Origin of the sequence: Pararobbsia alpina (genome assembly GCF_965118125.1) — a bacterium.
GTDB lineage: Bacteria > Pseudomonadota > Gammaproteobacteria > Burkholderiales > Burkholderiaceae > Pararobbsia > Pararobbsia alpina_A.
On record NZ_OZ221287.1, the window covers coordinates 1,750,793 to 1,769,213 of the forward strand.

Below are 18,421 nucleotides of genomic sequence, written 5' to 3' on the forward strand. Positions count from 1 at the left end.
ATGGGTCATGGCGTTGTTGATGGACGCCACCGCCGGGGGGCGTCGACGCCGACGTAATCGTGCCAATGCATCCGCGCGGGCCCAGCCGTGCGGATGCGGCGACGCTGCCCGCTAGTGCTTCTTCTTGCCGTGGTTCGTCGAGTGACCTGAGCTCTTCGCGGCGCCGTGCTTGCCCTTGGCGCTACCGCTCTTACCATGCTTCTTGCCGCCGGACCCGCCCGTATTCGGTTCGTTTGAATCGAATGCGAGCAGTTTGTTATCGGCGTATCCACATCGGAATTCAAGCGGATCCGGATCGCTACCGCCGTTCTTGCGGAAGCCCTGACCCTGGATCTTCACCATCGTATCGACCTTGATGCGCTGCTTGTCGGTGCCGAACGCGCCGTTCCACGGCTCGATCGACGCGCGTGCGTCGGTCAGCGTGTCGTCGGGAAATTCGACGTGATCGTATGTGGGTGAGGTGCCGATGATGAACACGGCATGCGCGGCGCAGTCTGCTGCGAGCGGGTTCGCATGCTGTTCGTTGATGTACTTGCTCACGAGGTCGTTGTGCTGTTCAAGCTGATCGGCGTGCGCCACTGTGCTGCCCAGGCACGTGGCCACGGCGAGCGAAACGGGCGCGACGAAGCGCGATACGACGGAGCGGAATGCGAACGAGAGAGAAAGAGTCAAACGCAACTGTCTGGAACCGTTGTTGTGCGGCGGATCGCTGCCGCGGTCATTGCAGATCGTGTGTATCTGATACGCGTTCGTGAACGGAGTTCCGCGCCGCTCACGCTTCGAACCGCAAATACAGTGTTCGCTCTATGCTCGCGAGCGACATGCCGTGCACGATCAACGCTGGTCCAGATGATAGCGGTGATCGTCGTACGTCGTCACCCATGCGGGTTTGTAAATCGCGAGAATCGCTGTCAAGGTGCCTGAAAACCAGGCCTCTCCGCCCGCAACCCACAGTACCTGATTCCAGAAGTCCACAGGAAAGCCTTGCCACTCGCCCGCAAGCGCGGCATGAAGGACAACGCCTGAGATTGCCGCTGCCAGCAACGAGAGTGCCGGGGCGATAAAGCCGTGCCCCAGCACGAAGACAGGGCGGTTGCGCGGCAAGGTGGCCGACATCAGCCGCTGGAGGGCCAGTGCAACCAGCACCGGTACCGCACCCAGTGTCAGGAAGGTCAGGCCCAGTGTATCGACCGGCGCGTCGAGCACGATCGCCGATAGCCCGATCATGACGTAGGTGCCGATCAACGCGAGCGCCCAATCGAACAGCGTCACCATGAGCGCCGCGCCAAGCAGGTGGAACGTCGGGCCGTCTCCGAACCACTCGTCGACGGCCCAGAGCACCGACAGTGTCACGACCGTCGCAAGCCACAGATGTTGAAGCGTGTCGTGACGCAGTTTGCGTAAGGGACGCGTCCAGGCCGCATACGCGAGCAACCCCGCCGCCACGAGCCAGCCGGCGACGATCCAGGACAATGGAAGGGTTGCGTAAATAAATCCCATAAAACCAATCTTACTCGCACAAATCGAGCGAGTGGGTAGCGGCAGACAGCGGTGTTGTTCGCAACGCGCATGCCTTACGAACAAGGCTTGCCTGGAAGGCCTTGAACCGACATCCGGACGACAGACCCCCCTTAAAGACAGCTTAGATTCATCTCAACCCATCGGCTATGGCTTTTGGCTGAGGCGCGTGTGGACTACGGCTTTGCGATGATCGATCGCGTGTCAATCATCGTTTTCAGGGGGGATACGTGCTCTTTTACGTCATGAACGACCAGCCCGAGCGCCGGGAGGGAATCAAGGCGCTGTTAAGACAAATCCACCGGCAGGCGAGGATGTCCGATGTCACCGACTGGCGGCATCTGCAACGGCATCTCGCTCGAGGGTTGCCTGATTTGCTCGTGATCGACTGGCAGCCTTCGATGATGTCGGTTGACGCGTTACGCGCCATTCGTGCCGCGCATGCGGCGCTCGCAGTCGCCGTACTGACCGATGTCGGAGATGCATCGACCGTGGGTCCGCTCGTACGGGCCGGTGCGCTCGGGGTGATTCCCCGGGACCTCGAGCCGCGGCTGATTTTGCGGGCGCTCGAACTGGTTTTGCTGGGAGGTCACTACGTGCCGGTCGGCGCGTTGGGGCCGGATATGGCGCCGGGCCCCGCAATTCAGGCAGGTGTGCCGATCGGAAGGCCGTTGTCGCGCAGCGAACGTGCAGAGCAGGCAGCCGTGCTGGCGGGTTGCCGTGCCGGTGTACGGCGTGCCGCACGCGCTGCGCTGCTGTCTCCCCGGCAGCAACAGATCATGCGGCTGGTGCACCTCGGCAATACGAACAAAACGATTGCCCGCGTGCTGGATATCAGCGAAGGCACCGTCAAGATTCATCTTGCCGCCGTGTTTCGATTGCTCGGTGCCGCGAACCGCGCCGCCGCCGTTGCGCTTTACAACGGCTGGCAATACGGCGAATTGCAGTCGCTGACGGTCGATTCCGGGGTGTCACCGGCGCGCGGAGCGGACGCCGCGCTTGCCCCGGGGGCACTGCGACTGGCGGCGGCATCGGCGCAGTATGGATCAACGCGAAGCGTGCCGGCGCGACCCGCAACGGTCGGTTCCGATCCGACCGATCCGGGATCGACTCCTTACGAATTGACCGAGTCCCGGCCCGCAGTGCGCGGCGAGAGTCGCGCCGAGAGGACGCCGCCCTATTTGATTGCGGCGCAGCCCGAGTGGCCGTTCGCCCCGCCCAGAAAGCGCACGAATAGTGTCAATCAGGGGGGCTCGGATCGCATGCCTGTGGTCCGGTCGCAGGAATTCGAGGCTCGCGAGGGCGCGACACGGCGCACGTGCGCCGTCGCGGTGGCCACTAACGCAACCCGGCATGGGCCCGGGTCTTCCTCGAAGCCGCGCTCGCACATCAAAGCAGGTGCTGACCACACAGACGCGACACTACCCGACGCACAGGGAAGCAGCGCGACTCACGATGACAGCGCCGGTGTCGCGAAGGACGAAGAGCCCGCGTCTGTGCCCGCGAATACCGATCGACCGGCCGCCGCATCCGCGAGCGCGGAGGGCGACGACCCGACGTGACGGCGATTCAGTTCAATGGAAGTGCGGTTGCACGGGCTGAACGTCTTCCGGCATTTCCGCGTGGATGATTTCGCCAAGGGGGTCTGCGTAGAGCGGAACGCCGCAATCGTCGCAGTACTCGGGCTCGAACCGGCCCGAATGCTGCCTGACATCCGTGATGCCGGCTTCGCGAAGCAACGCAATGAGTTCGTCCAGCGGGCCGGCGCCGCCTACGCGCTCCGTGGGGCCGTCGTGCTCGTTGAGGTCGGCGTCGACGTTCTCCCGGCCGTAGAGCGGCCACACGACGCCATACAGCACGTCGTTGCTGCCACGGCGCGTGAAGCCGATCCGGAACTCGTCGACGTGGCGCTCGCCGAAGCCGCCAATGACAGCCCGAAGCTCGGACGGTTCAGCCTGAAGGGTATCGGCAAGGTATCGGACGGCGGTGCGAACCGTGTGCGGGCGGATCTTTTCGTCCGCGTCACGGCATGCCGAGTAGAAGGCATCAGGCAACAGGCATTCGATCTCGCAACCGGGTAACACGAGTGCGAGGTTGGCGCCGCCCTGATTCGACCATTGGTCGAGGCATTGGCCGCGCTCAATGCGGGCACCCGCGTCATCTTCCTGCCAGCGAAACAGCGCTGAGCCTGCCGGGGCGGCAACAGCGGCCAGCAGGAAACGCGGGTCGGCGAGGATCGGCGATGTCTCGGGCAGATCGCCGAACGACATTTTAGGAGCCGTGCCGGCCACTGCGGCTTGCGCGAGTTGCTGGGCGAGCCGGAACGTTTCAACGTGATGCCGCGGCAACTGGTCGATGCTGTACAGGTAGGGCGACAGCGCTGCACGCGAGCCGGTCGCAAGCACATGCGCGTGCAGATGAGTGCGCAGCGCATCCGCGGTGTCCGCCTTCAATGGGCCCGACGGAATGGCATAACGGGTCCATGCAAGCACGGGTGCGGCGATCAGCACGACATCCCAGTCGGCGCCTTCGTGCTGCACGACGAACGACTCGCTATGCGTTTCAGCGATATCGGCGAGTGCGGCATAGGCGTCGGGGTGATTTTGCTGCAGGTGATCGAGTGCGGCGTCGAGCGTGGTCTGGCTGCCGTTGCGCAGCATCTTTGCGAGCAGGGCGTCGATGCGTGCTTCCCAAAAACGGTCTTCGGTGCGACTGCCCGACGCGACAAGCGCGAGCGACAGGCCGACCAGCTTGTCGGCATCAGGAGGAAGACGTTTGGCGATTCTCGAGCGCATGGTGATAAGTCGGGGTGGCGTGGACGGGCCGCGTCACACAAAGCGGTGCATGGCCCCACATTCTAGTCGTTCTCGGCGGGCTCTTGCGAACGGGGCTTGGGACTCACCTGCCGGGAGACAACAACGGGGCACATGGCGAGAGGGAATGGTCGAATTGGACAATCGTGCGGAACCTCGCCGCGGCATCGTCGGAAGCGTGCGCGTCGTTCGTCAGGGTTCGTATCGAACCCGTGCGGCGCGCTTCGCGATTTGATTTCAAGAGGCCAGGATCATGCTGCATGCCATTTCCCAGACTCCCTCCGCCGCCGCAGCCGGGAGTCAACGCACGAAACTTCAGTGTTTCGACGTACTGCGGCACATTGACGGTTCGACGCCGCAATTGAACGGCCTGGCGGTGGGCGTCGGGCGCGAGCTGTGCTCGATTGCGCGCGTCAGGCCGCATGCGGCGCCCCCGCACGATGAACTGCTCGATTCGTTACGACAATGGACGAGCCGGGTCGAACGGTGCGCGGAAGCGGCGGATCGCGGTCCGATACTTCCGTCCGTGACGACACTGTCGTCCTCGCTCGATGCAGGCTTCCAGCGCATCGTGCATGAGTTCCGTGACGCTGCCTTGTTGAACGACGACACGGACGCTGAAGTCGCAAGGAAGTGGGCGACGAACACTCAGTTTTCGCTAGAGCGTTACGTCGGGGAGCGCATGCAAAGGGCGGCGTTCGAGTCGGACCCGATCACGGTCACGGCCGTGTTTCATACACCGCGCCCGTGTACGCCTCTGCTGGTTGCGCCCGGACATCCCGTTCCCGCCGATCTGCTCTCGCCCGCATCGCGGGGCGACGCCGCTATCGTGGACAGCGTCGCAAGGCGCGTCGAGTCCGTGCGGGATATGGCCGAGAAGGGCGCAAAGGTCGTCGTCATCTACCCCGGCGGAGAACTCGACAACCTTCCGCTTGGGCAGCGAATCACTTTCGGAGAGGCCCGAAAATGCCGCAATATCATCGACTTTCCGGCTCAGCCGAGTTCTGCATTCAAGGAACTGTCGGGCGCGACATACGTGGTGGGCACGCGCCAGTCGCCCTATGACGCTTGCATCTATTTTCGGCTCGTCCAGGCGCGCAACATCGAGACAGGAGTGCACACCACCGGGCCGGGTCGACCGAGCTTCGGTATGGCACTTCGCGGAAGCGCCGGGTTTGGCGAGCGAGTGGCCGAACTCCGGGACGCATTCGGATTTCATATCGAAACCGTGCACTGATCTGCGCTCACGCGTCCAAACGCACGAACAAGGCCGGGACCAGAGGCGCGCTGAAACCCGCTCCCATTCACGACGTTCGCGCAGGCAATAAAAAAGCCCGGCTTTTCAGCCGGGCTTGAAGGGCCGCGCATCGCGCGGCCTCCCGCAAAGCGGTTGAAGCGAGCGTTACGCCGCGAGCAGCGAACGCAGCACGAACGGCAGAATCCCGCCGTGCTTGTAGTAGTCGACTTCGATCGGCGTATCGATACGCAGCAGGACCGGCACGCGCTTGTCGCCGTTCTTGCCGTGGATCACGAGCGTGACTTCCTGTTGCGGCTTGAAGTCGTCGCCCAGGCCTTCGATATCGTAGGTCTCTTCACCCGTGATACCGAGCGACGTGACGCTGTCACCGTCCTTGAACTGCAGGGGCAGCACGCCCATGCCGACGAGGTTCGAACGGTGGATCCGCTCGAAGCTGCGTGCGATGACCGCCTTCACGCCGAGCAGTGCCGTACCCTTGGCTGCCCAGTCACGCGACGAGCCCGTGCCGTACTCTTCGCCAGCGAACACGACCGTCGGGGTCTTTGCATCGACGTACTTCATCGCTGCATCATAGATCGACAGTTGTTCGCCGCTCGGCTGGTGAATCGTCAGGCCGCCTTCAACGCGCGTACCGTCTGCCTTCGCCGGGATCATGAGGTTCTTGATCCGGACGTTGGCGAACGTGCCGCGCATCATCACGTCGTGGTTGCCGCGACGCGAGCCGTAGCTGTTGAAATCGGCCTTGAGCACGCCGTTTTCCTTGAGCCACACGCCTGCGGGCGACGTTTCCTTGATGCTGCCGGCCGGGCTGATGTGGTCGGTCGTGACCGAGTCACCGAACACGCCCAGGGCGCGAGCACCCTTGACCTGCTCGATGGTGGCCTTCGGCTCCATGCCGAAGCCTTCGAAGAACGGCGGCTCAGCGATGTACGTCGACTTCGGCCATTCGTACACGTCGCCGTCGACGCCGTTGATCTTGCTCCAGAGGTCGCCTTCGGTCGTGAGCTTCGAGTAGTTCGACTTGAAGTTCTTCGCGTTGAGCGCGTACTTGAGCAGCTTGTTGATCTCGTCGCTCGTCGGCCAGATGTCGCCGAGGTAGATGTCCTTGCCGTTCTTGCCCTTGCCGACCGGCTCGGTCATCAGATCGCGCGTGATATTGCCCGCGATCGCGTAGGCGACGACCAGCGGCGGCGATGCGAGGAAGTTCGCACGGATGTTCGGGTGAATACGCGCTTCGAAGTTACGGTTGCCCGACAGCACGGCCGCCGCAACGATGTCGTTGCTCGTGATCGCGTCGTTGAGCTCAGCCGTCAGGTCGCCGGCGTTACCAATACACGTCGTGCAGCCGTACGCCGCCAGCGTGAAGCCGAGCTTCTCGAGGTAGGGCATGAGCTTCGTGGCCGTCAGGTATTCCGTGACGATCCGCGATCCCGGGGCGAGCGAGGTCTTGATATGCGGCGCGACGGTCAGGCCGGCTTCGACGGCCTTCTTCGCGAGCAAGCCTGCTGCGAGCAGCACGCTCGGGTTCGACGTGTTCGTGCACGACGTGATCGCGGCGATCAGGATGTCGCCGTTCTTGACGTCGATGCCGTCCTTCGTCTTGTAGACCGCTTCGAGATCTTCAGCCTTCTTTGCAAAGCCGTTTTCCGCGACCGGCTTCGAGAACAGATCCTTGAACGTGTTCTGGACCTTGCCGATTTCGATACGGTCTTGCGGGCGCTTCGGGCCAGCCAGCGACGGCGTGACCGTCGACAGGTCGAGCGTCAGCGTCTTGCTGTAGTCGATGTCGCCGGCCTTGGGCACGCCGAACATCTTCTGTGCCTTGAAGTAGGCTTCGAACGCGGCGATTTCGTCCTTCGTGCGGCCCGTGCCTTCGAAGTATTCGATCGTCTTGCCGTCGACCGGGAAGAAGCCCATCGTCGCGCCGTATTCCGGCGCCATATTGCCGATCGTCGCACGATCGGGCACGCCGATCGATGCTGCGCCTTCGCCGAAGAACTCGACGAACTTGCCGACGACCTTTTCCTTGCGCAGCAGTTCGGTGATCGTGAGCACGAGGTCGGTGGCGGTCAGGCCTTCGCGCAGCTTGCCCTTGAGCTCGACGCCGACGACGTCAGGCGTCAGGAAGTACACGGGCTGGCCGAGCATGCCGGCTTCTGCTTCGATACCGCCCACGCCCCAGCCGACGACGCCGATGCCGTTGATCATCGTCGTGTGGCTGTCGGTGCCGACCAGGCTGTCCGGGTAGTAGACCGTGTCGCCGTTTTCCTTCTTCTTGTGCACGCCGCGTGCGAGGTATTCAAGGTTCACCTGGTGAACGATGCCGATGCCCGGGGGCACGACCTTGAACGTGTCGAATGCCTGCATGCCCCACTTCATGAACTCGTAGCGCTCGTTGTTGCGCTTGAATTCGAGCTTCATGTTGAGGTCGAGGGCATCCGGCTGGCGGAAGTAGTCGATCTGGACCGAGTGGTCGACGACGAGGTCCACCGGCACGAGCGGCTCGATGGCCTTGGGCGTCTTGCCCATGCGCTCGGCGACGCCACGCATTGCGGCGATGTCGGCGAGCAGCGGCACGCCCGTGAAGTCCTGCAGCACGACACGCGCCACGACGAACGGAATTTCGTCGACGCGCGCAGCTGTCGGGGCCCAGTTCGCGAGTTGCTTGATGTGTTCTTCGGTGATCTTCTTGCCGTCGTAGTTGCGCAGCACCGATTCGAGCACGATACGAATCGACACGGGCAGACGTTCGACCTTGATGCCGAGCGCCTTGCCGAGCGCGGGCAGCGAGTAGTACTTGCCTTTGCCGGCGCCGCTGTCGAATTCCTTGAGCGTTTTATGTAGATTGTGGGCCATGTAAATTCCTTCGTTAAACGCGGAACTAGGGGTGGTCGGTCCGTGTACGCCGGGCATCGTCGAGACCCCCTGCGTACGCCGGACCGGCGGTTTTTCGACCGGCAAAAACGGCAATGTCAGCACCGGTGAGGCGCACGCGGCACAGCGTTTCGCGGAGTTGCGCCATCACCGAAGCTGTCATTGCTGGCCGTTCTTGAGGGCGTTGGATTGCGTCGGCGCCAGAGCGCCGTTGTGCGCCATGTCGTCGGTCTTGCATTCGTCAGCCAGACGCTCACGGTCGCCCGTGTCGTCGAACAGCATGGCCTTCGTCGGGATCACGACGAGATCGAAGCCGGTGGCCGTGTCATAGAAACGGTCGGCGCCCGTCGTGGTGATCACGCGCGGCAGCTTGTAGTTACGGTCCTTCCAGTGCAGCGTCATGACCATGTCCTTGCTCATGTCGCCCTTCAGATACATGACCGCGCCTTCAGCGCAGTTCCACGTATCGGCGCCGTCCGGCACCGGATCGACCTTCGCCGCTTCCTTGGCCTGCGCCTTCTTCGACTTTTTGAGCTTCTTCACGGTCTTCGGCTTGGGTGCCGGGGCGCCTGCCTGGGCGACTGCGTCGACCGAAACGCCCGCGAGAGCAATGGAAACCGCACCGAGGAGCGCAGCAAGCAGAGATTTCTTCATCAGTATTCACCTTCTCCGGAAGTCGTTCGTCAGGACCACGCCATCGTTGATCGGGCGTGTGCCGAGGCCGTCATTGTCACCGATTCGACCTCGAGTCCGCGAGATTTTAAGACGCATCGCGGATCCTCGACGGCGTCGTCTTGCCGGAATGCAATGATGTTGTAAAAAAATCGCGCACGGAAGCGGGCAGGGGCCGCGATGCGGCATGCGCGCGGCGCAGCACCGACCAGTAGTACCGGTAGCTCGCGCGGTCGTGCAGTGTGTCGTTGTGGCGGATCGGCCCCCAGTCGTTGGCCTGCGCCGCGAGGAGGATCTCCGCGGCCCGGTCGATCTCGTCGTTCTTCGGTGTGAACGCTTCGACGATCGGCACGATCTGGCCGGGGTGGATGCTCCACATCCGTGTGTAGGCGAACTCGTTGCGCGCTTGCCGCGCGTCGTCGGCCACCACGGACAGGTCGCGAATCTCGGTGGTCACGTTATGCGACGCGACTTTGCCGTGCGCGTGGCACGCCGCGGCGATCTCGAGCTTGGCGCGGCGCACGAGCGGGTGTTCGAACTGGCCCGGCGAACGCATGGCCGTGTCGGGGATCGCGCCGTTGTGCGCCGAAACGAAGTCCATCAGCCCGAAGCTCAGCGACTCGACGGGCGGCAGCGCCGCGATCGCGAACACGTCGGCCAGTGCTTCATGCGTTTCAATCAGCACATGCACCGGAATCGGGTCGTGAATATTGTCGCGACGGCGCAGCGTTTCGATGTACGCGCACATTTCCGCGGCCTCGCTCGCATGCCGGACCTTGGGCAGCATCACATAGGCCGGGCCGCGCGTGGCGCCGCCCAGGATGATGCGCAGGTCTTCTTGCCAGGCGGGGTGACGATAGTCATGGATCCGCACGCCGACACGCCCGAACGCATCGCGCTCAGAACCCAGCAGGGACGCGACGAGCTCCGCGTGGCGCGCCTCCTGGCCGACCGCCGCGCCATCCTCGCAATCGAGCGTGACGTCGAATACCGGCCCCAGCTCACGTTGCAGCGACAGCGACTTGAGCATGAGCTTCTCGCTGCCGGCGTAGTGATCGCACGGAGGAAGCACCGCAGGCGGCGTGTCGCCGTCGAACAGAACCTGAGCGGGTGCGAGAGAGCGCGTCATTGCGGTCTGCGAATCCGGTACGTATGCGGGTTTGAAATCGTGGGGGCATCACGAAAAGCGGCTGGCTTGCAGTGCCTTTCGTCGTGCTCCCGGCGGCTCGGGCCGCTCTGGGACGGAGAGCAGAGCGGCGGGGCGAACCCGGCCGTCCTGCTCTCTGACGCTTCGACTTTCAGCTATCCGGCTATAACGGCTTAGCCGAGCAGATGCTTGATACCGTCGCGCTCTTCGAGGAGTTCGTTGAGCGTGCCGTCCATCTTTTCACGCGAGAACGCATCGATTTCGAGGCCTTCGACGCGCTTGTACTCGCCGTTTTCGCAGATCACGGGCACGCCGTAGATGATGTCTTCGGGGATGCCGTACGAGCCGTCCGACGGAATGCCCATCGTGACCCACTTGCCGTTCGTGCCGAGGACCCAGTCACGCACGTGGTCGATGGCTGCGTTGGCTGCCGAAGCCGCCGACGACAGGCCGCGAGCTTCGATGATGGCCGCGCCGCGCTTGCCGACGGTCGGGATGAACACGTCCTTGTTCCACACGTCGTCGTTGATCAGCGACTTGAGCGGCTGGCCTTCGGCGGTGGCGAAACGGAAGTCGGGGTACATCGTCGGCGAGTGGTTGCCCCACACGGCGAGCTTCTCGATGCTCGCGACCGGCTTGCCCGACTTCGCTGCGAGTTGCGACAGCGCGCGGTTGTGGTCGAGGCGCAGCATGGCCGTGAAATTCTTCTTGGGCAGGCTCGGAGCCGACTTCATGGCGATGTAGGCGTTCGTGTTCGCCGGGTTGCCGACGACGAGCACCTTGATGTCGCGGCTGGCGACTTCGTCGATGGCCTTGCCCTGAACCGTGAAGATCTCGGCGTTGGCGGTCAGCAGGTCCTTACGCTCCATGCCCTTGCTGCGCGGACGTGCGCCGACGAGCAGTGCGACGTCGGCATCCTTGAACGCGACCTTGGGGTCGTCGGTCACGACGACGCCCGACAGCAGCGGGAATGCGCAGTCTTCGAGCTCCATGACGACGCCCTTGACGGCAGCCTGTGCCTGCGGCAGATCGAGCAGTTGCAGGATGACGGGCTGGTCTTTGCCGAGCAGGTCACCGTTGGCGATGCGGAACAACAGCGAGTACGCGATTTGACCGGCGGCGCCGGTGACGGCAACGCGCTTAGCGGCTTTAGCCATGTATGTTCTCCAGAGCAGGACATGAACCGCCGCCGCAACATCGTGGTCGGCGTCGGGATGGGCGTGCGAGCAGCGCACACACCATCGGCGAACACATCCGCACGACAGAACGACGGCGAAAAATCAGTAGTGTAATCGGCTGTCGCGTGCTGGTCATGACAGCATCGGACAATCCGGGACCGGCCCGGCTTCCGCTTGACAACCCGTATTACAAGGCCGACACGGCGCAACCTTTTAGCCGCTCGGAGTTTAGGAGTCGCCCTCAGCAAAGTCAACCGTATCATATGTCTTATATAAGACATATGACGAAGGGCAATTTGTGTGGACGATCCCCAAGCTCTGTGAAAAAATCGCGGCCATGAATTCGAACCCGGCAAGCTCGACCCCCAACTCCGCGGGAAACGACCGCGCAGAGGGGGGCGGCGCGCCGTCGCCGACGTTCAGCCCGCTCTATCAGCAGATCAAGGCGCTCATCACGCAGGGGCTCGAGAGCGGCGAATGGAAGCCCGGCGAGATCATTCCGAGCGAGGTCGAACTCGCGTCGCGCTACAAGGTCAGCCAGGGCACCGTGCGCAAGGCGATCGACGAGCTTGCCGCCGAGAACCTGCTCGTGAGACGGCAGGGGAAAGGCACGTTTGTTGCGACGCACAATGAAGACCGCGTGCAGTTCCGGTTCCTGCGGCTGCTGCCCGATGATGGTGGTTCGCTCGGGCACGACAGTCATCTGGTCGAGTGCCGCCGCCTGCGCGCCCCGGCCGAGATCGCGCGTCAGCTCGAACTCAAGCCGGCCGACCCGGCGGTGCTGATCCGCCGCGTGCTTGCATTCGAGCAGGTGCCCACCGTATTTGACGAGATCTGGCTGCCGGGCGCGATGTTCAAGGGATTGACGATCGAGCGCCTCGCCAGTTATGAAGGGCCGCTCTACGCGATGTTCGAGGCGGAGTTCGGAACGCGCATGATCCGCGCGTCGGAGAAGATCCGGGCGGTTGCGGCCGACGCGACTGTCGCCGAATTGCTCAAGGTTGCGCCAGGATTTCCGTTACTCAGTGTGGACCGCGTGTCGTATACCTATGGTGACAAGCCCGTCGAGGTGCGTCGCGGCTGGTATGTGACAACCCGACATTTCTATCAGAATGATCTGAGCTGAGGTATGTCGGTCCCCGCTGCAACGAATTTGCCATATTGGTCAACGAGACTGCGGCCGGGCGCGAAGCGCGCGCCGGCCGCACCGTGGGGTGCCTTGTCGCGAGGCTTTCTACGGTGCAGTGCGCCATCAAATGGCGCTAGAATCGCGGCTTGACGTAATACCTATGGGGTCTAGCATGGCTGAAGCCGTAAAAAAATCGAGGCCGGAGTTCCGGAACATCGGTATAGGGCAGCTCTCACAATACCGACTACCGCTTGCGGGCAAGGTCTCCATCCTGCATCGCGTCAGCGGCATTCTGCTGTTCCTGCTGTTGCCGTTCTCGCTCTACCTGTTCGAGCAGAGTCTCACGTCCGAGATCAGCTTCGACACCCTTAAGGGCTTCTTCTCCAACATCATCGTCAAGCTGGTGGTCCTGGTGATCTCGTGGGCGTTCTCGTTCCACTTCTTCGCCGGCCTGCGATTCCTGCTGCTCGACACGCACCACGCCGTGAGCAAGGAAGGCGGACGCAACACCGCTTCGGTCGTGCTCGTACTGTCGTCCCTGCTGACCATCGCGATCGCACTCAAACTGTTCGGAGCGTTCTGAGATGGCTGCCTACGAATCCAAACAAAAAATCGGCCCGAAGCGTCAGGTCGTCGGCGCGCACTACGGCTTGCGCGACTGGCTGCTGCAGCGCCTGACCGCCGTCATCATGGCGGTCTACACCGTCATTCTCGTCGTCTGGTTCTTCGGTGCGAGCAACTTCTCGTACGACGGCTGGGCGGGCATCTTCGCTCTTCAGTGGATGAAGCTTGCGACGTTCGTCGCCTTGCTGAGCCTGTTCTATCACGCATGGATCGGTGTGCGGGATATCTGGATGGATTACGTCAAGCCGATGGGTCTGCGCATCACGCTTCACACGTTGACGATTCTCTGGCTGGTTGGTTGTGCGGCCTACGCAGCGCAGATTCTCTGGAGAGTGTAAAAGAATGGTTGCAATCAAGAACTCCGTACCGCGTCGCAAGTTCGACGTGGTCATCGTCGGCGCTGGCGGCTCGGGTATGCGCGCCTCGCTGCAGCTCGCACGTGCAGGCCTGTCGGTCGCCGTGCTTTCGAAGGTCTTCCCGACGCGTTCGCATACGGTCGCTGCCCAGGGCGGCATCGGTGCGTCGCTCGGCAATATGAGCGAAGACAACTGGCACTATCACTTCTACGACACGATCAAGGGTTCCGACTGGCTCGGCGACCAGGATGCGATCGAGTTCATGTGCCGTGAAGCCCCGAATGCTGTCTACGAGCTCGAACACTTCGGCATGCCGTTCGACCGCAACCCAGACGGCACGATTTACCAGCGTCCGTTCGGCGGTCATACCGCGAACTACGGTGAGAAGCCGGTCCAGCGCGCATGCGCCGCGGCTGACCGTACGGGCCATGCACTGCTGCATACGCTGTATCAGCGCAACGTCGAAGCGAAGACGCAATTCTTCGTCGAATGGATGGCGCTCGACCTGATTCGCGACGCCGAAGGCGACGTGCTCGGCGTGGTCGCGCTGGAAATGGAAACGGGCGAAGTCCACATCATCGAAGCGAAGTGCACGCTGTTCGCGACGGGCGGGGCAGGCCGTATCTACGCTGCATCGACCAATGCGTTCATCAACACGGGTGACGGCCTCGGCATGGCCGCACGTGCAGGGATTGCGCTGCAGGACATGGAGTTCTGGCAATTCCACCCGACCGGCGTGGCCGGCGCGGGCGTGCTGATCACCGAAGGCGTGCGCGGTGAAGGCGGTATCCTGCGCAACAAGAACGGCGAGCGTTTCATGGAGCGCTATGCGCCGACGCTCAAGGACCTCGCGCCGCGTGACTTCGTCTCGCGCTCGATGGACCAGGAAATCAAGGAAGGTCGCGGTTGCGGTCCGAACGGGGACTATGTGTACCTCGATCTGTCGCACATCGGCGCCGAAACGATTCTCAAGCGTCTGCCGTCGATTCGCGAAATCGCCCTGAAGTTTGCGAACGTCGACGCGATCAAGGAACCGATCCCGGTCGTGCCGACGATTCACTATCAGATGGGCGGCATCCCGACCAATATCCACGGTCAGGTCGTCGGCAAGGGCAGCGATCACAAGGCACCGGTGCACGGCTTCTATGCGGTCGGCGAATGCTCGTGCGTGTCGGTCCACGGCGCGAACCGCCTGGGCACGAACTCGCTGCTCGACCTCGTGGTGTTCGGCCGCGCCGCAGGCAACCATATCGTTGAGCACATCAAGGAGCTCGGCGGTCACAAGCCGATGCCTGCCGATGCGGCCGATTTCGCGCTGTCGCGTCTCGCGAAGCTCGACGCCTCGAGCTCGGGCGAGTACACGCAGACCATTGCCAATGACATCCGCAAGACGATGCAGTCGCATGCCGGCGTGTTCCGTACGTCGGAGCTGCTCGCCGAAGGCGTCAAGCAGATCGCCGACATCGCTCAGCGTGTCGACAACGTGCACCTGAAGGACAAGTCGAAGGTGTTCAACACCGCGCGGGTCGAAGCGCTCGAACTGGCCAACCTCATCGAAGTCGCGAAGGCGACGATGGTGTCGGCCGATGCGCGCAAGGAAAGCCGCGGCGCACACGCGCTGCTCGACCACGAACACCGCGACGACGAGAACTGGATGCGCCATACGCTGTGGTACAGCGAAGGCAACCGCCTCGATTACAAGCCGGTCACGATGAAGCCGCTGACCGTCGATTCGGTTCCGCCCAAGGCCCGTACCTTCTGACGCACTGGCGACATACAGGATTCCCATCATGGCAAAACGTACTTTCGAAATTTATCGCTACGATCCGGACAAGGACGCGGCGCCGCGGATGCAAACGTATGAAGTCGAACTCCAGCCGACCGACCGCATGCTGCTCGATGCGCTCGTGCGTCTGAAGGAATTCGATGAGACCATTTCGTTCCGCCGTTCGTGCCGCGAAGGCGTGTGCGGTTCGGACGCGATGAACATCAATGGCAAGAACGGTCTGGCCTGCCTGACCAACCTGAACGACCTGCCGGCGAAGATCGTGCTGCGTCCGCTGCCGGGCCTGCCCGTCGTGCGCGACCTGATCTGCGACTTCACGCAGTTCTTCAATCAGTACCATTCGATCAAGCCGTTCCTGATCAACGACACGCCGCCGCCCGAGAAGGAACGCCTGCAGTCGCCTGAAGAGCGCGAAGAGCTCGACGGCCTGTACGAGTGCATTCTCTGCGCGAGCTGTTCGACGTCGTGCCCGAGCTTCTGGTGGAACCCGGACAAGTTTGTCGGTCCGGCGGGTCTGCTTCAGGCCTATCGCTTTATCGCCGATTCGCGCGATACGGCGACGGGCGAGCGACTCGACAACCTCGAAGATCCGTATCGCCTGTTCCGTTGCCATACGATCATGAACTGCGTCGATGTGTGCCCGAAGGGACTGAACCCGACGAAGGCGATCGGCAAGATCAAGGAACTGATGGTTCGCCGTGCTGTGTGATATGGACGAACCGACCGCTTCGAACCATCAGGCCGATCCGCATAAGCGCGCGCGTCTTCGCTGGCGTGCGCGTCGCGGTCTGCTCGAGAACGACCTGATCATCGAGCGGTTTTTCGAGCGCTACGAGCAGGACCTGACGGACGCCGATGTCGGTGCGTTGTCGATCCTGCTCGAGCTGTCCGACAACGAGCTCATGGACCTGCTGATGGCCCGCGCTGAACTTGAGGGCGAGCTAGCGACTCCCGAGATCGCGCATGTGCTCTCGCTCCTGCGCTCCTGTTGAAATTTCATTGTTCGTATAGAGGACCCTTATGACTCCGTCCGAAGTAAAAGCCACGCTATCGTTCAGCGACAATTCGCCCAGCGTCGAGTTGCCGATCTATCAGGGGACGATGGGTCCGGATGTCATCGATATCCGCAAGCTCTACGGCCAGACGGGCAAGTTCACCTATGACCCGGGCTTCATGTCGACCGCCGCCTGCAACTCGGCGATCACTTACATCGACGGCGACAAGGGCGAACTGCTGTATCGCGGTTATCCGATCGAAGACCTGGCGGTGAACGCCGACTTCATGGAAACCTGCTACCTGCTGCTCAAGGGCGAACTGCCGAACGCAGCGGAGAAGCAAGAATTCGTCGACACGGTCACGCAGCACACGATGGTCCACGAGCAGATGCATCTGTTCTTCCGTGGCTTCCGTCGCGATTCGCACCCGATGGCCGTGCTGACGGGCTGCGTCGGCGCGCTGTCGGCGTTCTACCATGACTCGCTGAACATCAACGACCCGCGTCACCGTGAAGTGTCGGCGATTCGCATGATCGCGAAGCTGCCGACGCTGGTGGCGATGGCGTACAAGTACAACATCGGTCAGCCGTTCGTTTATCCGAAGAACGACCTGTCGTACAGCGCGAACTTCATGCGCATGATGTTCTCGAACCCGTGCGAAGAGTACAAGGTCAACGACGTGCTGGTTCGCGCGCTCGACCGTATCCTGATCCTGCACGCAGACCACGAACAGAATGCGTCGACGTCGACCGTGCGTCTCGCCGGTTCGTCGGGTGCGAATCCGTTCGCGTGTATCGCTGCCGGTATCGCCTGCCTCTGGGGCCCGGCGCACGGTGGTGCGAACGAAGCCGCGCTGAACATGCTCGAAGAGATCGGTTCGCCGGACAAGATTCCTGAGTTCATCAAGCAAGTGAAGGACAAGAACTCGGGCGTCAAGCTGATGGGCTTCGGTCACCGCGTGTACAAGAACTACGATCCGCGTGCGAAGCTGATGCGCGAAACGTGCTACGAAGTGCTCAACGAGCTCGGCCTGCACGACGATCCGCTGTTCAAGCTCGCGATGCAACTCGAAAAGATCGCGCTCGAAGACGAATACTTCGTGTCGCGCAAGCTGTACCCGAACGTCGACTTCTACTCGGGTATCGTTCAGCGCGCTCTGGGCATTCCGACGTCGATGTTCACGTGTATCTTCGCGATGGCACGTACGATCGGCTGGATCGCGCAGTGGAACGAAATGATTGCGGATCCCGAACAAAAGATCGGCCGTCCGCGTCAGCTGTTCATTGGCGACACGCCGCGCAAGGCCAAGCCGATCGGCCAGCGTTAATCATGCATTAGACGGCTTCGCGGCGCTCGCCGCGAACCTGCCTCAGCCTCACGCATGCCGGACCTCGTTCGAGGTCCACTCAAACACCCCGCCGGATGCCCGACATCCCGCGGGGTGTTTTCCTACATACGCAGCGCTTTTGTCCGAGACCCTCGGTTGAAATATGAGATGAGCGGTCCCCGAAAATGGGACACCTCAAATCGCTGGGTCTGGTCATGGTCGCGCAGTTCATCCTCTGGCTGTTACTCAATATCGGCGTGCCGATATTTGGGCCGATGTGCGTCGTGATCTCAATGTCGAGTGTGCTCGGTGAGCAGGCCGCGGATGCCATGCTGCGCGACGCTATCGACGACGGTCAGCTGTATTGGGCCGCTATCGGACTTTCAGCGTCTGGGTTGTACGAAGTGCTGACGGCGAACAGTGGTGCCGCCTGGCCCTCGGTGTTCTGCACGTTTTTCGGCGCGATCTATGGCGTCGTAGGCGTCGGGTCAATCGTAGCAATCGTCGTTGCAGTTGCGGGGCAGAACTTCAATAGAGTTTTGAGCGACGAGCTCACTGCGGTGGGTTACTGGCCTTGGCGAAGGGAGGGTGGTCTAGGTCTCGCCTCAATAGGGCTGATCAAATCGCCGGATAAGTTCGCTCGGTGGTCCATGCGCTTCGTTGTTACAAGTGCGACTGCTAGTGCGTGTTTCCACGCTGCCAATGTTTGGTGGCTTGCGCTTATGTAAAACAGTTTTCCAAGGA

At 62.3% G+C, this 18,421-nt stretch carries 17 protein-coding genes; 10 read left to right on the forward strand and 7 right to left on the reverse strand.

From position 1 onward, the window contains the following. Positions 1–111 precede the first annotated feature (111 nt). On the reverse strand, positions 112–672 hold the full coding sequence (locus ACMFWR_RS07590) for a BspC domain-containing protein (protein ID WP_413194387.1): 561 nt from the start codon (positions 670–672) through the stop codon (positions 112–114). Positions 673–834: 162 nt separating this feature from the next. Next, on the reverse strand, positions 835–1,500 hold the full coding sequence (locus tag ACMFWR_RS07595; protein ID WP_413194388.1) for an energy-coupling factor ABC transporter permease: 666 nt from the start codon (positions 1,498–1,500) through the stop codon (positions 835–837). Positions 1,501–1,832: 332 nt separating this feature from the next. Between ACMFWR_RS07595 and ACMFWR_RS07600 the strand changes: the two genes are divergently transcribed. Further along, positions 1,833–3,080 (forward strand): response regulator transcription factor, encoded by a 1,248-nt coding sequence (locus ACMFWR_RS07600; RefSeq protein ID WP_413194389.1) that lies wholly within the window; start codon positions 1,833–1,835, stop codon positions 3,078–3,080. Between the two features lie 12 nt (positions 3,081–3,092). Here the strand turns inward: ACMFWR_RS07600 and ACMFWR_RS07605 are convergent, their stop codons facing one another. After that, a complete protein-coding gene (locus ACMFWR_RS07605; RefSeq protein WP_413194390.1) occupies positions 3,093–4,313 on the reverse strand; it encodes a DUF2863 family protein in 1,221 nt (406 codons plus the stop codon). 271 nt (positions 4,314–4,584) lie between these two features. Here ACMFWR_RS07605 and ACMFWR_RS07610 point away from each other — a divergent pair, with 271 nt between their 5' ends. After that, on the forward strand, positions 4,585–5,568 hold the full coding sequence (locus tag ACMFWR_RS07610) for a hypothetical protein (protein WP_413194391.1): 984 nt from the start codon (positions 4,585–4,587) through the stop codon (positions 5,566–5,568). Positions 5,569–5,733: 165 nt separating this feature from the next. Here ACMFWR_RS07610 and acnA read toward each other — a convergent pair whose 3' ends face one another. The 4 genes from acnA to ACMFWR_RS07630 form a co-directional block, all read right to left on the reverse strand. Then, complete coding sequence (gene acnA / locus ACMFWR_RS07615; protein ID WP_413194392.1) at positions 5,734–8,445, reverse strand: aconitate hydratase AcnA; 2,712 nt, start codon at positions 8,443–8,445, stop codon at positions 5,734–5,736. 177 nt (positions 8,446–8,622) lie between these two features. Further along, positions 8,623–9,117, reverse strand: a complete 495-nt coding sequence (locus ACMFWR_RS07620; protein WP_413194393.1) for a hypothetical protein — start codon at positions 9,115–9,117, stop codon at positions 8,623–8,625. Positions 9,118–9,223: 106 nt separating this feature from the next. After that, positions 9,224–10,264: an HpcH/HpaI aldolase/citrate lyase family protein gene (locus ACMFWR_RS07625; protein ID WP_413194394.1), complete on the reverse strand. Its 1,041-nt coding sequence runs from the start codon at positions 10,262–10,264 to the stop codon at positions 9,224–9,226. Between the two features lie 191 nt (positions 10,265–10,455). Beyond that, positions 10,456–11,439: a malate dehydrogenase gene (locus ACMFWR_RS07630; protein WP_413194395.1), complete on the reverse strand. Its 984-nt coding sequence runs from the start codon at positions 11,437–11,439 to the stop codon at positions 10,456–10,458. A gap of 349 nt (positions 11,440–11,788) precedes the next feature. Between ACMFWR_RS07630 and ACMFWR_RS07635 the strand changes: the two genes are divergently transcribed. The 8 genes from ACMFWR_RS07635 to ACMFWR_RS07670 all read left to right on the forward strand — a co-directional run bounded on the left by ACMFWR_RS07635 (position 11,789) and on the right by ACMFWR_RS07670 (position 18,405). After that, positions 11,789–12,586, forward strand: a complete 798-nt coding sequence (locus tag ACMFWR_RS07635; RefSeq protein WP_413194815.1) for a GntR family transcriptional regulator — start codon at positions 11,789–11,791, stop codon at positions 12,584–12,586. Positions 12,587–12,761: 175 nt separating this feature from the next. After that, complete coding sequence (sdhC, locus tag ACMFWR_RS07640) at positions 12,762–13,172, forward strand: succinate dehydrogenase, cytochrome b556 subunit (RefSeq protein WP_413194396.1); 411 nt, start codon at positions 12,762–12,764, stop codon at positions 13,170–13,172. A 1-nt stretch (position 13,173) separates the two neighbouring features. After that, entirely contained in the window at positions 13,174–13,551 is a 378-nt protein-coding gene (sdhD, locus tag ACMFWR_RS07645; RefSeq protein ID WP_413194397.1) for a succinate dehydrogenase, hydrophobic membrane anchor protein, read from the forward strand. A gap of 4 nt (positions 13,552–13,555) precedes the next feature. After that, positions 13,556–15,331 carry a succinate dehydrogenase flavoprotein subunit gene (gene sdhA, locus ACMFWR_RS07650; RefSeq protein ID WP_413194398.1) on the forward strand — a complete coding sequence of 592 codons (1,776 nt, stop codon included), beginning with the start codon at positions 13,556–13,558 and terminating at the stop codon, positions 15,329–15,331. A gap of 28 nt (positions 15,332–15,359) precedes the next feature. Beyond that, positions 15,360–16,064, forward strand: coding sequence for a succinate dehydrogenase iron-sulfur subunit (locus ACMFWR_RS07655; RefSeq protein ID WP_413194399.1), 705 nt, complete (start codon positions 15,360–15,362; stop codon positions 16,062–16,064). 1 nt (position 16,065) lies between these two features. Next, positions 16,066–16,347, forward strand: a complete 282-nt coding sequence (locus ACMFWR_RS07660; RefSeq protein WP_413194400.1) for a succinate dehydrogenase assembly factor 2 — start codon at positions 16,066–16,068, stop codon at positions 16,345–16,347. Between the two features lie 28 nt (positions 16,348–16,375). Further along, positions 16,376–17,677 carry a citrate synthase gene (gene gltA, locus ACMFWR_RS07665; protein WP_413194401.1) on the forward strand — a complete coding sequence of 434 codons (1,302 nt, stop codon included), beginning with the start codon at positions 16,376–16,378 and terminating at the stop codon, positions 17,675–17,677. 185 nt (positions 17,678–17,862) lie between these two features. Beyond that, positions 17,863–18,405 (forward strand): hypothetical protein, encoded by a 543-nt coding sequence (locus tag ACMFWR_RS07670; protein ID WP_413194402.1) that lies wholly within the window; start codon positions 17,863–17,865, stop codon positions 18,403–18,405. The last annotated feature ends 16 nt before the right edge of the window (positions 18,406–18,421 follow it).

Bases quoted from the DNA above. Each gene is read 5' to 3' on its own strand.
- ACMFWR_RS07625 (WP_413194394.1), bottom strand. From the start codon at position 10,264: ATGACGCGCTCTCTCGCACCCGCTCAGGTTCTGTTCGACGGCGACACG.
- ACMFWR_RS07605 (WP_413194390.1), bottom strand. From the start codon at position 4,313: ATGCGCTCGAGAATCGCCAAACGTCTTCCTCCTGATGCCGACAAGCTG.
- ACMFWR_RS07655 (WP_413194399.1), top strand. From the start codon at position 15,360: ATGGCAAAACGTACTTTCGAAATTTATCGCTACGATCCGGACAAGGAC.
- acnA (WP_413194392.1), bottom strand. From the start codon at position 8,445: ATGGCCCACAATCTACATAAAACGCTCAAGGAATTCGACAGCGGCGCC.
- sdhA (WP_413194398.1), top strand. From the start codon at position 13,556: ATGGTTGCAATCAAGAACTCCGTACCGCGTCGCAAGTTCGACGTGGTC.
- ACMFWR_RS07610 (WP_413194391.1), top strand. From the start codon at position 4,585: ATGCTGCATGCCATTTCCCAGACTCCCTCCGCCGCCGCAGCCGGGAGT.
- sdhC (WP_413194396.1), top strand. From the start codon at position 12,762: ATGGCTGAAGCCGTAAAAAAATCGAGGCCGGAGTTCCGGAACATCGGT.
- ACMFWR_RS07630 (WP_413194395.1), bottom strand. From the start codon at position 11,439: ATGGCTAAAGCCGCTAAGCGCGTTGCCGTCACCGGCGCCGCCGGTCAA.
- ACMFWR_RS07660 (WP_413194400.1), top strand. From the start codon at position 16,066: ATGGACGAACCGACCGCTTCGAACCATCAGGCCGATCCGCATAAGCGC.
- gltA (WP_413194401.1), top strand. From the start codon at position 16,376: ATGACTCCGTCCGAAGTAAAAGCCACGCTATCGTTCAGCGACAATTCG.
- sdhD (WP_413194397.1), top strand. From the start codon at position 13,174: ATGGCTGCCTACGAATCCAAACAAAAAATCGGCCCGAAGCGTCAGGTC.
- ACMFWR_RS07600 (WP_413194389.1), top strand. From the start codon at position 1,833: ATGTCCGATGTCACCGACTGGCGGCATCTGCAACGGCATCTCGCTCGA.
- ACMFWR_RS07670 (WP_413194402.1), top strand. From the start codon at position 17,863: ATGGGACACCTCAAATCGCTGGGTCTGGTCATGGTCGCGCAGTTCATC.
- ACMFWR_RS07620 (WP_413194393.1), bottom strand. From the start codon at position 9,117: ATGAAGAAATCTCTGCTTGCTGCGCTCCTCGGTGCGGTTTCCATTGCT.
- ACMFWR_RS07595 (WP_413194388.1), bottom strand. From the start codon at position 1,500: ATGGGATTTATTTACGCAACCCTTCCATTGTCCTGGATCGTCGCCGGC.